The 19,565-nt window shown below is 58.6% G+C and carries 11 protein-coding genes; 8 read left to right on the top strand and 3 right to left on the bottom strand.

Annotated elements, in window-relative coordinates; translation table 11 throughout:
* Positions 1 to 16 precede the first annotated feature (16 nt).
* Complete coding sequence (locus KUF54_RS01915; protein ID WP_219344748.1) at positions 17 to 409, bottom strand: hypothetical protein; 393 nt, start codon at positions 407 to 409, stop codon at positions 17 to 19.
* A gap of 101 nt (positions 410 to 510) precedes the next feature.
* Between KUF54_RS01915 and polA the strand changes: the two genes are divergently transcribed.
* From polA to KUF54_RS01935, 4 genes are all read left to right on the top strand, one after another.
* The gene (polA, locus tag KUF54_RS01920) at positions 511 to 3,342 is read left to right on the top strand and encodes a DNA polymerase I (protein WP_219344749.1); all 2,832 of its coding nucleotides are present in this window, start codon (positions 511 to 513) and stop codon (positions 3,340 to 3,342) included.
* A 134-nt stretch (positions 3,343 to 3,476) separates the two neighbouring features.
* Positions 3,477 to 4,157 (top strand): AzlC family ABC transporter permease, encoded by a 681-nt coding sequence (locus KUF54_RS01925; protein WP_219344750.1) that lies wholly within the window; start codon positions 3,477 to 3,479, stop codon positions 4,155 to 4,157.
* Positions 4,154 to 4,465, top strand: coding sequence for an AzlD domain-containing protein (locus tag KUF54_RS01930; protein WP_219344751.1), 312 nt, complete (start codon positions 4,154 to 4,156; stop codon positions 4,463 to 4,465). The genes KUF54_RS01925 and KUF54_RS01930 overlap by 4 nt, the downstream gene beginning before the upstream one ends.
* Positions 4,466 to 4,676: 211 nt before the next feature.
* Positions 4,677 to 5,618: a ZIP family metal transporter gene (locus KUF54_RS01935; RefSeq protein ID WP_219344753.1), complete on the top strand. Its 942-nt coding sequence runs from the start codon at positions 4,677 to 4,679 to the stop codon at positions 5,616 to 5,618.
* 70 nt (positions 5,619 to 5,688) lie between these two features.
* Here KUF54_RS01935 and KUF54_RS01940 read toward each other — a convergent pair whose 3' ends face one another.
* Positions 5,689 to 6,426 carry a LytTR family DNA-binding domain-containing protein gene (locus tag KUF54_RS01940; protein ID WP_219344755.1) on the bottom strand — a complete coding sequence of 246 codons (738 nt, stop codon included), beginning with the start codon at positions 6,424 to 6,426 and terminating at the stop codon, positions 5,689 to 5,691.
* 10 nt (positions 6,427 to 6,436) lie between these two features.
* Complete coding sequence (locus KUF54_RS01945) at positions 6,437 to 7,477, bottom strand: sensor histidine kinase (RefSeq protein ID WP_219344757.1); 1,041 nt, start codon at positions 7,475 to 7,477, stop codon at positions 6,437 to 6,439.
* A 339-nt stretch (positions 7,478 to 7,816) separates the two neighbouring features.
* Here KUF54_RS01945 and argH point away from each other — a divergent pair, with 339 nt between their 5' ends.
* From argH to pbpC, 4 genes are all read left to right on the top strand, one after another.
* Positions 7,817 to 9,283, top strand: a complete 1,467-nt coding sequence (gene argH / locus KUF54_RS01950; protein ID WP_219344758.1) for an argininosuccinate lyase — start codon at positions 7,817 to 7,819, stop codon at positions 9,281 to 9,283.
* Between the two features lie 99 nt (positions 9,284 to 9,382).
* Positions 9,383 to 10,372, top strand: coding sequence for a Bug family tripartite tricarboxylate transporter substrate binding protein (locus tag KUF54_RS01955; protein WP_219344760.1), 990 nt, complete (start codon positions 9,383 to 9,385; stop codon positions 10,370 to 10,372).
* A 328-nt stretch (positions 10,373 to 10,700) separates the two neighbouring features.
* A complete protein-coding gene (locus KUF54_RS01960; RefSeq protein ID WP_370627569.1) occupies positions 10,701 to 16,718 on the top strand; it encodes an alpha-2-macroglobulin in 6,018 nt (2,005 codons plus the stop codon).
* 380 nt (positions 16,719 to 17,098) lie between these two features.
* Positions 17,099 to 19,480, top strand: coding sequence for a penicillin-binding protein 1C (gene pbpC, locus KUF54_RS01965; protein ID WP_255576226.1), 2,382 nt, complete (start codon positions 17,099 to 17,101; stop codon positions 19,478 to 19,480).
* Positions 19,481 to 19,565 lie beyond the last annotated feature (85 nt).

The following is a 19,565-nucleotide window of genomic DNA, read 5'->3' on the forward strand; positions in this document are numbered from 1 at the left end:
AAAAGCGCGCGGCGCTTCAGAATTTGAGGAAGTTCCAGACGCGGGTGCCTGTGGTGTCGCTGCTATTGGTGTCGCGGTTGCGGGCAGCGCGGGCGCCGTCATTGGACTGCACCTCGTACTCGGGCATGGTGCCAACCTTGGGTTGCACGGTAATGCTTTGGGTTTGACCGCCTACGCGGGTCTCATCGACACGGCTGCCGCCGTCTTCTACGCGGATTTGTTCAATCCGCTGGTTGTGCTTGCCACCAGCAGCAGAGTTGTCCTGCTGGCCTTGAGGCGCGGGTGCAGACGCAGGAGCAGGAGCAGGAGCAGGTGCCGCCACAGTTGCAGCAGGTGTAGAAGAGGGAGTTTGGGCCAGAACAGATCCGGTAGCCAAGCTCAGAACGAGGAGGAGTGGTGCAGCGCGCATGATGATTGGATTGTAGGGCGACTTCGAATTCTCCCACTATGCTCTGCCCGACTTTAGCGGCGCACCCTGCTTGGGCGGGCACAAGTGCACAATCGGTGGCTATGAGTAATTCCAAGACATTGGTGCTGGTGGACGGCTCCAGCTACCTCTACCGCGCCTACCATGCCATGCCCGACCTGCGGGCCATTCCCGGCGACCCGGCCAGTCCGGCCACGGGAGCCATTCGCGGCATGGTCAACATGATGCAGGCGCTGCGCAAAGATGTGCAGGGCGACTACGCGGTGTGCGTGTTTGATACTTCTGGCCCCACCTTCCGTGATGCCATGTACGACCAGTACAAAGCCACGCGCTCACCCATGCCTGACGATTTGCGCAGCCAGATCGAGCCCATTCATGAGGTGGTGAAGCTGCTGGGCTGGAAAGTTGTGGCCGTGCCCAACGTAGAAGCCGACGACGTGATTGCCACACTGGCGCAAATGGCAGCAAGCCAGGGCATCTACGTCATCGTCTCAAGTGGCGACAAGGACTTGAGCCAGCTGGTGAACGAGCATGTCACCATCATCGACACCATGAACGGCAAAAAGCGCGATGTGGCTGGCGTGACCAGTGAGTTTGGCGTACCGCCATCGCTGATGGTGGACTTTCAGGCGCTGGTGGGCGATACGGTGGACAACGTACCCGGCGTCACCAAGGTCGGCCCCAAGACCGCCGCCAAGTGGCTAGAGGAGCATGGCACGCTGGATAATTTGATAGCTAACTCCGCAGGTATCAAGGGCGTTGCAGGTCAAAACCTGCGTGATGCCATTGCCAGCGGCCAACTGGCGTTGAGCCGGCAGTTGGTGACCATGAAGACCGATTGCGACTTGGCTGACTACATCAATGGCCTGCCAGAGCTGGACGATGTGCTGCTGGCCCAGCCAGACAATGCAGCGCTGGTGCCTTTTTATGAAAAATACGGCTTCAAGGGGCTGGCGCGTGCACTGGGTGCTACGGTTTCTGAAGCGGCCCCCGTGCCAGCTACCAAAGCCGCCAAAGTCGCTAAGGCCAAGAAGGTTGACGCCAACCAAGGCGGCCTGTTTGATGTGGATGACGCCGAAACCACCGAAGTGGCTGTGGCCGCCCAGCAGCGCGACGTGGTCTACACCACCATCTTGACGGAAGCGCAATTGGGCGAATGGCTGGCCAAGATCAATGCAGCAGAGCTGACCGCCATCGACACTGAAACCGATTCGCTGGACGAAATGCGCGCCCAGATTGTCGGCATCAGCTTTAGCGTAGCCATTGGCGAAGCCGCTTACATTCCGCTGCGCCACGAAGGCATGGAAGTGCCTGAGCAGCTGGATATGGCGATGGTGCTGGCCAAGCTCAAGCCTTGGCTGGAGGACGAAGCCAAGAAAAAGCTGGGCCAAAACGTCAAGTACGACCAGCATGTGTTTGCCAACCACGGCATCACTGTGCGCGGCTATGCCCACGACACCATGCTGCAAAGCTATGTGCTCGAAGCGGATCGCCCGCACAACCTGACAAGCCTTGCCCTGCGCCACACCGGCCGCACCGGCATCACGTATGAAGACCTGTGCGGCAAGGGCAAGGGCCAGATCCCGTTTGCGCAAGTGCCTGTCGACAAGGCCGCAGCGTATAGCTGCGAAGACTCGGACCAGACGCTGAATGTGCACCAAGTTCTGTGGCCGCAGGTTCAGGCCAACGCCGGTTTGCTGCATATTTATGAGCTAGAAATGCAGACCAGCGAAGCGCTGTTTCGCATTGAGCGCAATGGTGTGAGCATTGATGCCGGTGAGTTGGCGCGCCAGAGCAACGACTTGGGCGCGCGCATCTTGAAGCTCGAAGAAGAGGCTTATGAGATTGCGGGTCAGCCCTTCAATCTGGCTTCACCTAAGCAACTGGGTGAAATCTTCTTCGACAAGCTGGGCATGCCCGTTGTGAAGAAGACCGCCACTGGCGCGCGCAGCACCGACGAAGAAGTGCTGGAAAAGTTGGCCGAAGATTACCCGCTGCCCGCCAAACTGCTGGAGCACCGCAGCCTCTCCAAGCTCAAAGGCACGTACACCGACAAGCTGGCGCAGATGGCCTTGCCGACCGATGGCCGCGTACATACGCACTATGCACAGGCCGTGGCGGTGACCGGGCGCTTGTCCAGCAACGACCCGAACTTGCAGAACATTCCCGTGCGCACCCCTGAAGGCCGCCGCGTGCGCGAAGCCTTTGTCGCGCCCGAGGGCAAGCTCATTGCCAGCGCTGACTACTCGCAAATCGAGCTGCGCATCATGGCGCACTTGAGTGGCGATGAGGCCTTGCTCAACGCCTTTAAAAACGGTCTGGATGTACACCGTGCTACCGCTGCCGAGGTGTTTGGCGTGACGGTCGATGAAGTCACCAGCGAGCAGCGCCGCTACGCCAAGGTGATTAACTTTGGCCTGATCTATGGCATGAGCAGTTTTGGTTTGGCCAAAAACTTAGGCATTGAGACCAAGGCGGCTGCGGCCTATATCGACAAATACTTTCAGCGCTATCCCGGCGTGAAACGCTATATGGACCAGACGGTGGAGCTCGCCCACGCGCAAGGCTATGTCGAGACCGTGTTTGGCCGCCGCTTGGTGCTGCCTGAGATTAATGGCGGCAACGGCCCGCGCAAAAAAGCCGCGGAGCGTGCAGCGATTAATGCACCCATGCAAGGCACAGCTGCTGACCTGATCAAAAAGGCCATGGTGGCCGTGCAGGCCAAGCTCGATGCTGAAATGCCCGAGGTCAAAGTCATCATGCAAGTACACGATGAACTGGTGTTTGAGCTACCTGAGTCTGCCAAAGATTGGGTGAAGGCAGAGATTCCCGCCATCATGGCCGGCGTGGCGGATTTGGCTGTGCCCTTGCTGGCTGAAATTGGCTTTGGCGAGAACTGGGAGAAGGCGCATTAAGCCTTTCATCTTTGTAGCAGTTCTATAAAAAAGATAGCTACTAGTCACAATGAATAAAGCACTTCCGGTCAATCTGGGCCTGAAGTGCTTTATTTTCATGGACTATTAGCTACTGAATTGATGGGGAGTGTGTTGTGTTTAAAGGGGTTGTAGTGACACCGGCCGTGCGCATGGGGCTATCCATTTCGGTGGCCACAGGGCTGTACGGCATTTCTTTTGGCGCGCTGTCGGTGGCGGCAGGTTTGACGATTTGGCAGACCATGGCGCTGAGTGCGCTCATGTTTACCGGCGGCTCGCAGTTCGCTTTTATCGGCGTGATTGCAGGGGGCGGCAGCGGTATGGCTGCGGTGGGTGCATCGACTTTGCTGGGTGTGCGCAATGCCATCTACGGCATGCAGATGAGCCGATTGCTCGGCGTGACGGGGTTGCCGCGCTGGCTGGCTGCGCATTGGACGATTGATGAGTCCACCGCCACAGCATCGGGCCAGCAAGAGCCGACTGAGCAGCGGCGCGGCTTTTGGGTGGCGGGCGCTGGCGTGTTTTTGCTGTGGAATCTGTTCACTTTGCTAGGCGCTTGGATGGGTGATGCGCTGGGCGATACACGCCGCTTTGGGCTCGATGGTGCGGCGGTGGCTGCCTTTTTGGGCCTGCTTTGGCCGCGCCTGAATGCGCGTGAGCCGGTGGCTTTGGCGCTGGCTTGCGGGCTGGTGACTGCGATTGCCATACCGATGGTTGCGGCCGGTGTGCCAATCTTGCTGGCTGCCGCAGTGGGTGCGCTTTGGGGCTGGATCAGACCTTCGGAGGCCGTGCAATGAGCCTGTCGTTGTGGCAATGGATTTTGCTGGCCTGCGCGCTGTCGTTTTTAACCAAATTGTTGGGCTACAGCCTGCCGCAGCGCTGGATGCGCAGCCCCAAGATGGCGCAGATAGCTGCGAGCTTGACGGTAGCATTGCTAGCGGCCTTGGTGGTGATGAATACGGTGGCGAGTGGCACACAGCTAGTGCTGGATGCGCGACTGGGCGCTTTGCTGGTAGCGGCCGTAGCGCTGTGGCTGAAGGCGCCGTTTTTGTTGGTGGTCGTGCTGGGTGCGGCGGCTTGCGCCTTGCTGCGTTGGCTGGCCTGAACTGGCTTGTGCTGGGCTGTGCTGGCTTGGTTTGGCGAGCGGGGGCTTGACAGCTTTGCTAAGGTGAAAGAAGCCCCGTGTGCGCTGAAGACAAGCTGCGCAACCGGGGCTACAGTTATGGAGATAGTCAGATGGCGCTGCTCAGGCAGTCATATTCTGCGAAAATCACCTTGTTCGGCCTGTAAAGGCTGCGGTTAAGCCACATAAAGCTATGACATTGGTAGCAATTATTCTGGCCACCCTGGCTGCTGGTATCGGCAGTGTGTGGGTGGCCGCGTTGTTGATGAGCCTCGGAGGGGGTCGCACGGCCGGGGTCATGCCCCAGCGTTTGCTCAGTCTTGCGGCAGGTGCTTTGCTGGCCACGGCCTTTATGCATTTGCTGCCTGAGGCGTTTGAGAGTCACGGCAAGGCCCACGATTTGTTTGTGGTGTTGTTGGTGGGCTTGGTGTTTTTCTTTCTGCTGTCCAAGGCAGAGCTGTGGCACCACGGTCATGAACACTCTCATGGCCATGACCACGGGCATGCACATGCTCATGTAGATACACATGCGCATGGTGAGCATCACCACGATGAGCACCCATCGAACGGGCACGGGCATAGCCACGGAAAAGGCGGCTGGGCTGTTTTGACCGGCGATAGCGTGCATTGCTTTGGCGATGGCATCTTGATCGCCTCGGCCTTTATGGCTGATATGCGCCTGGGTGTGATCGCAGCTTTGTCGGTGCTGGCGCACGAGGTGCCTCACCACATGGGCGACATCGTGGTGCTGCGCCAGTCCAGCAGCAACCGCCGTGTGGCCTTGATCAAGGTGTCTATGGCCGGTGCAGTCACCACCTTAGGCGGTGTAGCCGGTTATTTCTTGATTGCTCAGCTGCATGATTTCTTGCCGTACTTTTTGGTGGTGGCATCGAGCAGCTTTATCTATGTAGCGCTGGCTGACTTGATTCCACAACTGCAAAAACGTTTGAGTGTGAAAGAGACTGTAGCTCAGGTGTTTTGGCTGCTAGCCGGCATTGTGATCGTAACGGTGATGAGTGGTGCGGCCCACAACCATGCACACGATCATGCGCATGACCATGAGCCTTTGCAGCAATCCACGCCTGCTGCCAAGCAAGAGCATTCACACGATGCAGACAAAAAGCACGAGCATTGATGGCGCGTGATTTCCCATAAAAAACCGGCTTCAATAGGCCGGTTTTTTATTGGCAGGTGGTGGAGTGGACTTATGTCGGGTCTTTAAGTTCAGCTTTGACGAGAGCCAACTGGCGGCGCGATACGGGTAGCAGCTCTGCAATGCCCTGCAGACGCAGGCCCCAGCCTTCGCCTTCTTCCGGGTCGTCATATTTTTCCAGCCCGCGCAAGGCGGCGCGCAGTACCAGTGCGTTGCGGTGAATGCGCAGCAACTGCTCGCTGTGGCGTGCTTCGATGTCGGCCAATGCACCGTCCAAAATGTAGTTGCGCTGCATGGTGCGCACGGTGATGTATTTCTGCTCGGCTTTGAGGTAGCGAACCTCAGACAGCGGCAGCCGCAGTGCGCCGCCGCGATCTTGAATAAGTAATACGGGACCGCTTGCTACTGCATTGCGGGAGCTGAAAGTTCGCTCTACTTTTTGTAGTGCCTGCTGCAGGCGCTCTAGCCGCACTGGTTTTGTGAGGTAGTCCACGGCATCAAGCTCAAAGGCTTGCACAGCGTGGTTGGAGTGGGCTGTCACAAAAACAATTGCCGGTGGGCTGTCCATGCCGCCCAGTGCTTGAGCGAGCTGCAGACCGTCTTGGCCGGGCATGTGAATGTCAAGCAGCACCAGCTGGATAGGTGTGGTTTGAGGCGTTTGCAAAATGCGCAGGGCTTGCTCTACATCGCCTGCTTCTTGAATCAGCGGCGTGCCATGGGCGCAATCGCCCAAGAGCGTGCGCAGCCTTGCCCGGGCCAGAATTTCGTCATCAACGATCAAAATGTGCATGGCGAGATTTTCATGGGTTTGATGGGTGCTTGGGCAAAGGCACGCTGATGCGAACCACATACAAGCCATCGCGCTCGCGGGCGTTGAAGCTGCCTTGCAAATCGTGCAGAAGCGACAGTCTGGCCTTGACGTTATCTAGCGCAATGCCGTTGCCTGTGCTGGGGCGGCCTGAGTGGGTGCTTGGCAAGGTGTTGATGATTTGAATCAGTGCCTCGCTGCCCCGCTTTTCAGTGCGCACTTGCAGCTTGCCGCCGCTCGCGTTGGGCTCCACGCCGTGGTGAATTGCGTTTTCTACCAGTGGCTGCAGCAGCAGCGGCGGCAGCAGCGCGCCGTGTACGCTTTCATCCAACTGCCACTGAATTTGCAGGCGCTCGCCAAAGCGAACCTTCTCAATAGATAGGTAGCGCTGGGCCAGCTCAATTTCTTGCGCCAGCGTGGTGGTGAGATTGTGCTCAGTCAGTGCGTAGCGAAATAGGTCGCTCAGGTCTTCGAGCAAAGCCTCGGCCTTGGCGGGCTCGGCTCGCACCAGCGCAATGGCGCTGTTAAGGGTGTTGAACAAAAAATGCGGGCGTATGCGCGACTGCAGCTCGGTGAGTCTGGCTTGAGTCTGTGCGGGCATATTGCCGCGTGCGCGCAGCACCAAGGCCGTTACCAAGAGGGCTGCCAGCAGCCCGCCGCTGACGGCGCTGGCCAGCCACGGCGCTTTGCCTATGCCCACCAGTTGCAATGTGCCGCAGGCGTAAAGGCCGGCCAAGGCGCCCAAAAATACCCCGGCCAGATACTGGCCGCGTCTGCCTATGCGTTGCAGTTGGTGCTTGAGGCTGCAGGCCGTAATGAGCCAAACCAGCGTGCCGGGAAGGCAGGCGCCGGTGAGTAAGGCAGTGGTCGAAAACCAATCCCAAACCGTCTCCGCACCGTAGATGGCCACGGTCGCCACTACCAGCTGCACAAACAATACGGCGCGCAGCACAACGCCGGCATTGCAGGCATCAAACACCAAGGCGCTGGGGGCTGAAGTGGAGGATGCGTTAGTGATTGGGGAGCTGGGCACAGGTTGATTCAAGCGGGGTGATGTGGGGGATTATTGGCCCATAGCAGCGCAGGCAATGCAGTGCTCGCCTCAGTCTGTCGGTTTGTTGCATCAGCCTCAGGTTTACGGATTTTGATTGAAACTGCCTTGTAGCCCTTGTATTTAAATGACTTGTAGCTATTGAAATATGAGTAATCGTTAAAACCAGACGGCTTTTCCGCAGTCACGGGCAATGGCTCTGGGCAGCTCTCAAGCTCTGGGGCGAGTCAGGCCGATAAAATCCCTGTTTCTGCTTCGCACAGCCGCCACGCTCATCCTCTGAATTGGCGGCCTGTGGTTTTACGGGATTGCTGTCCTTACATGTCTACATCTGCTCCTTCGCATAACCAGCTCGATACCAAGGCCGAGGCCTGGTCTGCCCTGTTCTCCGAACCCATGAGCGACCTGGTCAAGCGCTACACCTCCAGCGTGTTCTTTGACAAGCGCATGTGGCAAGCCGACATTCAAGGCAGCTTGGCGCACGCCGAAATGCTCTCGGCCCAGAAGATCATTGGTGCTGACGACTTCGCCTCCATCCAAAAGGGCATGGCGCAGATCACTTCCGAAATCGAAGCTGGCAGCTTCGAGTGGAAGCTGGATCTGGAAGACGTGCACCTGAACATCGAAGCGCGCCTGACAGCGCTGGTGGGTGATGCCGGCAAGCGCCTGCATACCGGCCGCAGCCGCAATGACCAAGTGGCTACCGACGTGCGCCTGTGGCTGCGCGGCGAGATCGACATGATTGAAGGCCTGCTCAAAGAGCTGCAACTGTCGCTGGTGGAAGTGGCTGCCAAGAACGTTGAAGTGATCCTGCCCGGCTTCACCCACCTGCAAGTGGCCCAGCCTGTGAGCTTTGGCCACCACATGCTGGCCTATGTGGAAATGTTCAAGCGTGACGCCGAGCGTATGCTGGACGTGCGCAAGCGCGTGAACGTGCTGCCGCTGGGCTCTGCCGCACTGGCTGGCACCACCTACCCGCTGGACCGTGAACGCGTGGCCAAGACCCTGGGTATGGTGGATGAGCAAGGCCAAGCCTGCGTGTCGCAAAACTCGCTGGACGGCGTGTCTGACCGCGACTTCGCCATCGAATTTACCGCCGCCGCATCGCTGTGCATGGTTCACATCTCGCGCCTGTCGGAAGAGCTGATCATCTGGATGAGCCAAAACTTTGGCTTCATCAAGATTGCCGACCGCTTCACCACCGGTTCGTCGATCATGCCCCAGAAGAAGAACCCCGATGTGCCCGAGCTGGCACGCGGCAAGACCGGTCGTGTGGTCGGTCACCTGATGGGCTTGATCACTTTGATGAAGGGACAACCTCTGGCCTACAACAAAGACAACCAAGAAGACAAAGAGCCGCTTTTTGACACTGTCGACACGCTCAAAGACACGCTGCGTATCTTTGCTGAAATGATTGGCGGCCAGCTCAATCCTGCGACGGGCGCTAAGGAAGGCGGCATCACTGTAAACGCCGCCAATATGCGTGCTGCGGCCTTGAAGGGCTACGCCACTGCCACCGATCTGGCGGACTATCTGGTCAAGAAGGGCCTGCCCTTCCGTGATGCACACGAGACGGTTGCCCATGCTGTGAAGCTTGCCACCATGAAGGGTGTTGACTTGACTGAGCTGCCTTTGGCTGAGTTGCAAGCCTTCAACCCCAACATCGAAGCCGATGTATTCGAAGCATTGAGCCTGGAAGGCTCGCTCAATGCCCGCAATACGCTGGGCGGCACAGCGCCTGCGCAGGTGCGTATCCAGCTGGCAAGGCACCTCGCTCGTCTGGCTTAAATAAAGTCGCAGCTGTGACTTAACCATCACACCTTCAAAGCGCCCCTTGCCGGGCGCTTTTGTTTTGCTTAATCTCAAAAAATTAAAGGGAGAGATCTCATGGCGCAATCTCGTCGTCAACTGCTCAAGGCAGGTGTGGCATCAGCGGCAGTGGCAGCAGCATCGGCTCTAGGTTCGGTGGCTTGGGCGGCATCGGGCCAACCCATTCGCATTTTGGTGGGCTTTCCACCCGGCGGCGGCTCGGATGCGATTGCGCGCCTGTTGGCTGAAAAGCTCAAGGATGAGCTGGGCGGCGTCACCGTGCTGGTTGATAACCGTCCCGGCGCGGGTGGGCAAATTGCGGCCCAGCAACTTAAGGCTGCGCCTGCCGATGGTCACACGCTGTTCCTCACGCATGACCACACCATCTCGATCTTGCCGCAGGTCGTTAAAAAACCCGGTTTCGATCCGCAGCAGGACTTTGTGCCTGTGGCTGGTTTTGCCACTTTTGTGAATGCCTTGGCTGTCTCAAGCCAAACGCCAGCGAAGAACCTGGCCGAGTATGTGCAGTGGCTCAAGGGCGGCGCCAAGCGCGGCACCATTGGCATTCCGGCCCCGGCTTCCACGCCAGAGTTCCTCGTCAAAATTTTGGCTGAGCAAACCAAGTTGGATTTAGTTGCAGCACCGTACCGCGGCAGTGCGCCCATGCTGGCGGATATGTTGGGCAACCAAATTCCAGCAGGCATTGGCTCGGTGCAAGACTTTATGGAAAACCACAAGGCAGGCAAGCTGCGCGTGATTGGCGTGTTGGGTGAAAAGCGCCAACTCTCCATGCCTGAAGTCCCCACCATGCTGGAGCAAGGCATCAAGGGCTTTGAAGACCTGCCTTACTACGGCATCTATGCCCCCAAGGGCACGCCACAGGCTTTTGTGGATCGCTTCTCGGCGGCCATCGCCAAAGTGCTGCAGCAGCGCGACGTCTATGCGCAGCTAACGGCGTTAGGTCTTACAGTGGGTTATATGAATCCCTCGCAACTAGCCGCTCGCGAGGCTGCCTATACCAAGGTCTGGACCGGTATCATTCAACGCAGTGGGTTCCAGCCGCAGTAATTGAAATTTTCATTCGCGCGTGCAGCACAGGCTCAAAGCTTTCTTCACTTGTGAAGCAGGGCTTTTTTGTTTCAGAGCCGTTCCTAGAGCGATTAACACCACCGAGCAAACCGAAGGTTTGCGTTTGAGACGAGGCGCGAAGCCGCAGGTCGTACAAAAGTACGACAAGGTCAAGCAAACGACGTATCAAGGGTGGTGTTAGCAGCTCTTAGTGCTTGCATTGCGATAGCGGCTGATGCAAAACCCCAGATTAAAACAGCCAAGCAGGCCTTGTACCTGCTTATAAGGGGATGACTGTATGAGCAAGCGGTGCGCAAAGACGGGTGGAATGAGGGAGCAAACTGCGCCGCGCTGGCGCACTTTGCTGAATGCGAGTTTGCTGTGGAGCTTTGGCGCTGTGGCTGCGGTCAGCGCAGTGACTGCACATGCAGCTGGTGTGCGCCAGTTCAGCCCGCAAGGTGATATCACTCAGGTCGGCCAAGTCGTCGTGCAGTTTGATGCAGCGGCAGTGCGCTTTGGTGACCCCAAGGCCGCCGCACCTGTCAATTTGCAGTGCAGCGATGCCCAAGCTGCCAAAGGGCAAGGCCGTTGGAACAGCGAAAAGGAATGGGTGTTTGACTTTACCCAGAATCTGCCTGCTGGCGTGCGCTGCACGGCTGCACTTAATTCTCAGTTCAAAAGCGTCGATGGTAAAGCACTGACGGGTGCTGCCAGCTATCAATTTCAGACGGGTGGGCCGCAGGTTTCCGAAATCACGCCCGACACCTATGAAGAGGTTGACGAGCAGCAGTACTTTGCCCTGCGCCTGACGGGCGCGGCTACGGTGGATAGTCTTAAGCAGCGCGTCTGGTGTACCTCAGAAGGGGTGGGCGAGCGCATTCCGGTGCAGTTGATTGAGGGCAAAGAGCGCGATGCCGTGCTCAAACAACGGCACTGGGATAAAGATGCCGCCAAGAGCCCGCAAAACTATGCCGTGCTGGCCTGTAATCGCCGCCTGACATCGGGCAGCAAGATGACGCTGGTGTACGGCAAGGGCGTGCTTATGGCCAATGGTCTGGCCAGCAAGGATGAGCAGCGTTATTCATACCGTGTGCGTCAGCCGTTCACGGCAGAGTTCAGCTGCGAGCGTGAAAACGCCAATGCCGCCTGCCTGCCCATTCGCCCCATGCGCCTGTCGTTTAGCGCACCCGTGCCGCGCAAGCTGATTGAGGCGATTCGCCTCAAGAGTGGTGCTTCGGCGGTGGCTCCCATCATTGAGCAAAACGGCGACAAATTGGCCGAAGACTCGTTGGTGGACAGAGTGACCTTCCCCGCCACCATGACAGCTAGCACCAAGTACGTGGTGGAGCTGCCCCCGCAGTTCAAAGATGCGGCAGGCCGCTCGCTGACGAATGCCAATATGTTCCCGCTGGCCACAGCCACGGGCAGCATGCCTCCGCTGGTGAAGTTTGCGGCTTCGCCCTTCGGTATCGTCGAGCGCTTTGCCGAAGGCCCTAACGGCCCGGCATTGCTGCCAGTCACGCTGCGCAATGTGGAGCCGAATCTGACTGGCAAGGCTTTGGATGCCAGCGTGGTGCGTACTAAAAAGGGTGGCTCGGATGCGGACATCATTGCTTGGCTGAAAAAAGTCAACCGCTACGACGGCTATAGCGTCGAGCGCACGCGTGCTGCGGGCGATGTGAAGGTATTACCCCCCGTCATCAACGATGACAAGAATTGGGTGCAAACACGCATGTTGTCTTTGCTCGATGGACAGAGCCAGACACAGACGCTGGAGTTGCCCAAGGCCGCCAAGAACGATCCGCGCCCGTTTGAAGTGGTGGGCATTCCTTTGAACCCCGGCTTTCAAGTTGTCGAAATCGCTTCGCCCATGCTGGGCCAGTCGCTGCTCGATGAAGGCTACGGCGCAGGTCGCACCATGTATGTGCGCACCTCGGTGCTGGTCACCAATCTGGCGGTGCACTTCAAACTCGGCCGTGAAAATTCCATGGCTTGGGTGACGACGCTGGACAAGGGCAAGCCTGTGGCAGGTGCCACGGTGCAGGTGTCGGGTTGCAACGGTCAAGCGATTGCATCTGCCGTGAGTAATGAGCAGGGCGTTGTCACTTTCAACGGCCTGAACCCCACGGCGCCTGACTGCCGCAATGACGGCGATTACCGCAGCGCTAGCTATTTTGTGAGCGCGCGCGCTAAGACCAGTGCGGGCGATGAGCTGGCTTTTGTCTGGAGCGACTGGAACAAGGGCATTGAGCCTTGGCGTTTCAACGTACCCACCAGTTTGAGCAGCAAGCGCGATGAGGTGGCGCACACGGTGTTTGACCGCATGTTGTTCCGCGCGGGTGAAACCGTGTCCATGAAGCACTACCTGCGCGCACTGACGGGCGTGGGTAAAAACTCCAGTGGTTTTGAGCAAACTGCACAAAAACCTGATCGTTTGACCATCACTCACTTGGGCAGTGGCCAGCGTTTTACGCAGGCGTTGAACTGGTCTGGCCAAGGCAGTGCGGTTAGCGAGTTTGCTGTCTCCAAGGCTGCCAAACTGGGCGAGTATTCGGTGGAACTGGGCTATGCCAGCGGCACGAACAACGGCCGCCGTACCTCTTTTTCGACGGGTATCTTCCGTGTCGAAGAATTCCGCCTGCCGGTGATGGAGGGCCGCGTGGGCCCTGCTAGCAAAGAGCCTCTGTATGGCGTGAGCAGCGTGCCGGCTGAAGTGCAGATCAACTATGTCTCTGGCGGTGCGGCTTCTAACCTGCCCGTCAAGGTCTCGGCGCTGGTGCGCTCCAAGTCGCCAGACTTTTCTGGCTGGGATGGCTTTAGCTTCAACCCGCCGCGCAGTGCTCAGGATGTCGGCAATAGCGACGATGAAGAAAGCACTGCCGCCAGCGATACCGTGGTAGTGCTGGACAAGAAAGCCATTACGCTGGACAAAAATGGTCTGGGCAAAGTCAACGTGGACGCTTTGCCCAAGGCCACCCAACCGCGTGACTTGTTGATGGAAGCCACTTACGCTGACCCTAATGGTGAAGTGCAGACCCTGAGCGGCACACGCACCATTTGGCCAGCGGCTGTAGTGGCAGGCGTACGTTCAGAAAACTGGATTTCGGTGGACCGCAAGCTGCGTTTTCAGGCCTTGACGCTAGATACGGCTGGCAAGGCGCAAGCCGGTGTGCCCGTCAAGGTTGAAGCCGTTGCACGCATCACCACCTCCAGCCGCAAGCGACTGGTGGGCGGTTTTTACAGCTATGACAATCAGACCACGCTCAAGCCGTTGGGCACCATCTGCTCGGGCACCAGCGATAGCCATGGCCTGCTGCAGTGCGAGGCGCAACTGTCCCAGCCCGGTGAGGTGGAGTTGATCGTCAAGGCATCTGATAAGGATGGCCGTAGCAGCCAAGCCGCCACATCGGTGTGGGTGACGGGCCAAGGTGAAATTTGGTTCGGCGGCGAAGACCATGACCGCATGGATGTACTCGCTGAGCGCAAGAGCTATGAGCCCGGCGAGACTGCACGCTTTCAGGTGCGCATGCCCTTCCGCCGCGCAATGGCGCTTGTCGCAGTAGAGCGCGAAGGCATTGTGAACACGCAAGTCGTTGAGCTGACGGGCGACAACCCGACGGTGGACGTGAAGATTGAAGAAAACTGGGGCCCCAACGTTTACGTCAGCGTGCTGGCGCTGCGCGGGCGTTTGATGGAAGTGCCTTGGTACAGCTTCTTTACTTGGGGCTTCAAGTCGCCGGTGGAGTGGTGGCGAGCTTTTTGGAGCGATGGCAAGGAGTTCATTGCGCCCACATCGATGGTTGATCTCTCCAAGCCTGCTTTCCGTTTCGGCATGTCTGAAATCCGCGTGGGCCTGAAGAACCACACAATTGATGTGAAGGTGACTTCGGACAAGAGCAGCTACAAGGTGCGCGGCACGGCCAAGGTCACCATCAAGGCTACGCTGCCTGATGGCAAGCCTGCGTCCGGTGCGCAGGTGGCGCTGGCAGCGGTTGATCAGGCCTTGCTGGAGCTGATGCCCAACACCAGCTGGAACCTGCTGGACGCCATGCTGACGCGCCGCGAGTGGGGCGTGCAGACCTCCACGGCGCAGATGGAAGTGATTGGCCGACGCCACTACGGCAAAAAGGCCGTACCTGCGGGCGGTGGCGGTGGCCGCAGCCCAACGCGTGAGCTGCTCAACACCTTGCTGCTGTGGAATCCCAATGTGGTTCTCGATGCCAATGGCTCGGCAGTGATTGATGTACCGCTCAACGATGCGCTGACTACCTTCCAGGTAGTGGCGGTGGCTGATTCAGGAACGAGCCTGTTTGGCAGGGGGCAGACGGCGATTCGCACTACGCAAGACCTGCAAATCATCAGCGGCCTGCCGCCGCTGGTGCGTGAGGACGATCAGTTCCGCGCACAGGTCACACTGCGCAATACCTCGGCCAAGGCTATGAAGGTAGAAGTGACGCCACGCGCCACGCTGCTGGAACTCAAAGCCCAGACTGTGGAAATCCCCGCAGGCGAAGCACGTGAAGTGGCATGGGATGTGAAGGCTCCGGCCCAGCTCTCCGGCACGCGCGCTGAGGCGCTGATCTGGGAGATCGCTGCGCGTGATATCAGCGGTGGTGTTAATGCTGGTGCCGATGCCGCGCAGGATGCCCTGAAAATCAGCCAGCGCATTGTTCCTGCCGTACCTTTGACGGTGCAGCAAGCCACGCTGGTGCAGGTCAACGGCACCTACACCGTGCCCGTGAACCCGCCTGCCGATGCGTTGCCCGGCCGTGGTGGCCTGCAAATGTCGCTGGTGCCAAAGCTGACCGAAGGTCTGCCCGGCGTGCGTGATTGGTGGGCGCGTTACCCCTACTCATGCTTGGAGCAAACCACCAGCAAGGCCGTTGGCATGAACAACGCCGAGCTGTGGGCCAGCACCATGGCGCAGCTGCCAAACTATCTGGACACCGACGGTTTGGCTAACTACTTCCCGCCGCAAGATGGCGGGGCCAACCGCGGCAGCGATACGCTGACGGCGCATCTGATTAATCTGTCTGCCTTGGCGCAGGGCGTGGACAAACGCTTTGTGCTGCCTGCCACTGAGCGTGCGCATATGGAAGATGGCCTGATCGCCTTTGTAGAAGGCCGCATTCAGCGCAACTTCTGGAGCCCACGCAAGGATCTGGATATGCGCAAACTGGCCGCCATTGCTGCGCTGGCGCAGTCTGGCAAAGCCACGCCGCGCATGCTCGACAGCATCAACGCCACACCCAACCAGTGGCCCACCCATGCCGTCATTGACCTGGTGATGCTGCTTCAGCGCATGAACGATGCACCGCAGCGTGATGAGCGTCTGGCACAGGCCATGCAGATTCTGCGCAGCCGCCTGACTTACAACGGCACGCGCGCAGGTTTTTCTAATGAGCAAGACGATAGCTGGTGGTGGCTGATGCAAAGCCCCGATGTGAACTTGGCGCGCCTGATGCTGGTGACCATGAACGATCCTGCATGGGCTGAGGATATGCCTCGCCTCGTCAGTGGCTTCATTGGTCGTCAGCAGGCCGGTGCTTGGAGCACGACCACGGCTAACCTCTGGGGGGCACTGGCGCTGCGCCGCTTCTCGCAGAAGTTTGAGTCTGAAGCGGTGGCTGGCACCACGGTTGCCACCATGAACGGCAATGAAGCCAAGGTGAATTGGGCTGATGTGAAGCGCGCAACGTCTGAGGATGTGCAAGGTGCAGCCCATGCGACAAGCATGTTTGGCGAGCCTGTGCGCGCCGGTGGCCTGCTGAACAACAGCATGTTCATGCCCTGGGCTAAGGCAGGTAAGGGCCAGCTCAGCGTGACGCAGCAAGGCACAGGCAAACCATGGCTGACCGTGCAGTCCGTGGCAGCCGTGGCTCTCAAGGAGCCGTTCAGCTCGGGCTACACCATCAAAAAGACCATTACGCCGGTGGAGCAGGCTGATAAGGGCATATTTGGTGGTGGCCAGTTCACACGTGGCGATGTGCTGCGTGTGACACTCGAAGTGCAGGCCAAGACCGATATGACCTGGGTTGCGATCACCGACCCTGTGCCAACGGGCGCCACCATTTTGGGCGGCGGTCTGGGTCGTGACTCGGCAATTGCCACCAAGGGCGAAGAAAAGGAAGGCGCAGGCTGGCTGGCCTATGAAGAGCGTAGCTTCGAGTCTTATCGCGCTTACTACCAGTATCTGCCTGCAGGCTCGACCAAGGTCGAATACACCGTGCGCCTGAACAATGCGGGTGAGTTTGCCCTGCCGCCCACACGCGCTGAAGCGTTGTATGCGCCCGAGATGTTTGGTGAGATTCCTAATGCCAAGCTCAAGGTGGTGATGCCCAAGTAAGAGCGGGAAGTCCGCAGTACAGGCCCCGGTTGGCGACAGCTTGCCGGGGCTTTTTTATGCAAGTCAAACCATAAGCGGTAGGCCTCAATTAGATGCTATAAAAATAAGAGCTTTAGGTCCTTTATGGATAAGGACTACAGGTTATTTCGATGTGGAATATGCAGCGCATGACGAGGTAAGTGACTGGCCGATGGACAGGGTCACGCCCGCATCAAAACGCCAGCGATCATCGGCCTGTGATGCAGAGGCTGCGCTGAATGTGAAAGCTCCATCATTTGTGACAATGGACCAAAAGGCGATTTCATGCAGATCACGTGTATGCAAAGAACAAGCGAAAAGACAGGCAGCAAGACATGCAGCAAAACAGACGGGCCGGTTTGATGACTAAGCAAATTCTGTGGAGCTGCCTGCTATGGCTGGGACTGGTGGGCGTAAGTCATGCCGTGCCTAATTTTGAAGAAGTGCGCAGCGATCATCGCTCGTCAGAGGCGCTGCTGCTCTCGCGTGAAGGTGAAGTGCTGCAGCGCCAGCGCACCGATAACACGGTGCGACGTGGCCCCTGGGTGGCGCTGGCCGATGTGTCCCCTGCTTTGCGCACAGCGCTGGTACTCAGCGAAGACAAGCGCTTTTATGAGCACAGCGGTGTGGATTGGACTGCTGTCACATCTGCCGCTTGGGGTAACTTGTGGAACACGCGCACCCGGGGTGCAAGCACCATCACCATGCAACTGGCCGGTTTGCTCGGTGGCGACTGGCGCCAAGGCCCGGGCGGGCGCAGCGTGGTGCAAAAAGTGGGGCAAGCTGTGGCCGCGCAGGTGCTGGACAGGCGCTGGCGCAAAGACCAAATTCTGGAGGCCTACCTGAACATGGTGCCGTTCAGAGGCGAAATTGTGGGTATTGATGCCCTGTCGCAAAGCCTATATGGCAAGGCTGCGCATGGGCTTGACGCCCGCGAGTCAGCGATTGCTGCTGCTCTGGTGCGTGCGCCCAATGCCTCGGTAGAGCGCGTGTCCCAGCGTGCTTGCGGCGTGCTGCAGATCATGATTCCTGATGATGTGTCGGCGCGCAATTGCACTGAGACAGGCTCTGCCTTGCAGCTCTACACGGCCAGCGTGCTGCAGCGCCGCCAGTGGCAGGCCAGCGAGGGCATCGCGCCACACTTTGCACGCCGCTGGCTGGCACTGACGAAGAGTAATGGACAGAACAAAGGGCAGGCGCAGGTGCGGTCTACCTTGAGCGCACCTTTGCAGCGCTTTGCGGTAAGCAGCATGCAGCAGCACCTGCGTGAGTTGCAGGGCCGCAATGTAGAAGATGGCGCGTTGGTAGTGCTGGATAACCGCACAGGCGAGATACTGGCGTGGGTGGGTTCATCGGGCTCAATGAGTCAGGCCTCTGAAGTCGATGGCGTCACTGCCATGCGCCAGCCCGGCTCTACGCTCAAACCGTTTTTGTATGCGCAGGCCATGGCCGAAAAGCGCATCACAGCGGCATCGCTGATTGAGGATTCTTCCGCGCAAATCAATACGCAAAACGGCCTTTATATTCCGCAGAACTACGACCGCCGTTTTAAAGGCTGGGTGTCAGCCCGTACGGCGCTGGCCTCATCGCTGAACGTGCCAGCGGTACGCACGCTGGTCATGGTCACGCCCGATGCTTTTTTTACCCAACTCCAAAATCTGGGTCTGCCGCTGCGCGAAAGCGGTGGTTATTACGGCTTCAGTCTGGCGCTGGGTAGCAGCGAAGTGCCGCTGCTGCAGCTGACCAACGCCTACCGTGCGCTGGGTAATGGCGGTGTTTATCAACCGGTAAAGTGGGACAGTTCAACAGCCCGCCGCACCGATGATTCCAAACCCGTGCAGGCGCTGGATGCTCAAGCGGCTTTTATCGTAGGCGACATTCTCTCGGACAACATGGCGCGCGCGCCCACGTTTGGAACAGACAGTGTTCTGGCCACGCGCTTTTGGTCGGCCGTGAAAACCGGCACCAGCAAAGACATGCGTGACAACTGGGCTGTGGGCTGGTCTGAGCGTTTTACGGTGGGTGTGTGGGTGGGCAATGCAGGTGGCGAGGCCATGCACTCTGTTAGCGGCACCAGTGGTGCGGCGCCCATCTGGGCGGAGGTGATGGGGTTTTTGCACCGCAATTTGCCGAGCAGGCCTGCCAAGCCACCAGCGGGGCTGGTGCAGCACAGCGTGCAGTTTGGCGCTTTAAGCCAAGGAAGTATGGCGATTGAGAGTGCGCGCAGTGAATGGTTTTTGCCGGGCACTCAGCAGTCTCTTTTTGCTATTGAATCGGTAGCGGATAGTCAAAATAAATCAATGACTAGAGGCCAAAAAGGCTCGAAATCTGGAGTCGGTGCGATTCAAACGAAAGAAGCCGCCAGAATTTCGCGCCCCACGAATGGAACGATTTTGGCGTTAGACCCGGACATTCCGCCCGACAGCCAACGCGTTCAACTGGTTGCGCGACAAGCGGGTATGGCGACTGAGCTGGCTTGGCATGACGCGGGCTTGCGTTGGCTGCTGGTGACGCGGCAATATTCCGCTCCGCCTGCAGGCTCGCCTGCCAACACCAAGCCCGTGATGCGTGAAGTGCGCCGAGAGCTGGGACGCGGCAGCCAGATTGGCTGGTTGCCTTGGCCGGGGCGGCATCAACTGGAGTTGCAAGATGCCTCCGGCAAGCTGCTCGACAGCATCTCCATCGAAGTGCGCGGCGCTGGTGCGCTGGTGGCAGGGCCTGAAGAGGTAAAGAAGCGGCGCTAACAGTAGCGATGCTTGACGATTCGTGAAGCATGTAAAAAGGCGGCACTTCTAAAGAAGGCCGCCTTTAATGGGCTGAATAATCCGA

The organism is Comamonas sp. Y33R10-2 (assembly GCF_019355935.1).
Lineage (GTDB): Bacteria > Pseudomonadota > Gammaproteobacteria > Burkholderiales > Burkholderiaceae_C > Comamonas.

What these genes read in the sequence shown, in the direction of transcription:
- KUF54_RS01940 (WP_219344755.1), bottom strand. Translation starts at nt 6,426, where the DNA reads ATGCACATTTTGATCGTTGATGACGAAATTCTGGCCCGGGCAAGGCTG.
- polA (WP_219344749.1), top strand. Translation starts at nt 511, where the DNA reads ATGAGTAATTCCAAGACATTGGTGCTGGTGGACGGCTCCAGCTACCTC.
- KUF54_RS01915 (WP_219344748.1), bottom strand. Translation starts at nt 409, where the DNA reads ATGCGCGCTGCACCACTCCTCCTCGTTCTGAGCTTGGCTACCGGATCT.
- KUF54_RS01955 (WP_219344760.1), top strand. Translation starts at nt 9,383, where the DNA reads ATGGCGCAATCTCGTCGTCAACTGCTCAAGGCAGGTGTGGCATCAGCG.
- KUF54_RS01935 (WP_219344753.1), top strand. Translation starts at nt 4,677, where the DNA reads ATGACATTGGTAGCAATTATTCTGGCCACCCTGGCTGCTGGTATCGGC.
- KUF54_RS01960 (WP_370627569.1), top strand. Translation starts at nt 10,701, where the DNA reads ATGAGGGAGCAAACTGCGCCGCGCTGGCGCACTTTGCTGAATGCGAGT.
- argH (WP_219344758.1), top strand. Translation starts at nt 7,817, where the DNA reads ATGTCTACATCTGCTCCTTCGCATAACCAGCTCGATACCAAGGCCGAG.
- KUF54_RS01930 (WP_219344751.1), top strand. Translation starts at nt 4,154, where the DNA reads ATGAGCCTGTCGTTGTGGCAATGGATTTTGCTGGCCTGCGCGCTGTCG.
- pbpC (WP_255576226.1), top strand. Translation starts at nt 17,099, where the DNA reads ATGACTAAGCAAATTCTGTGGAGCTGCCTGCTATGGCTGGGACTGGTG.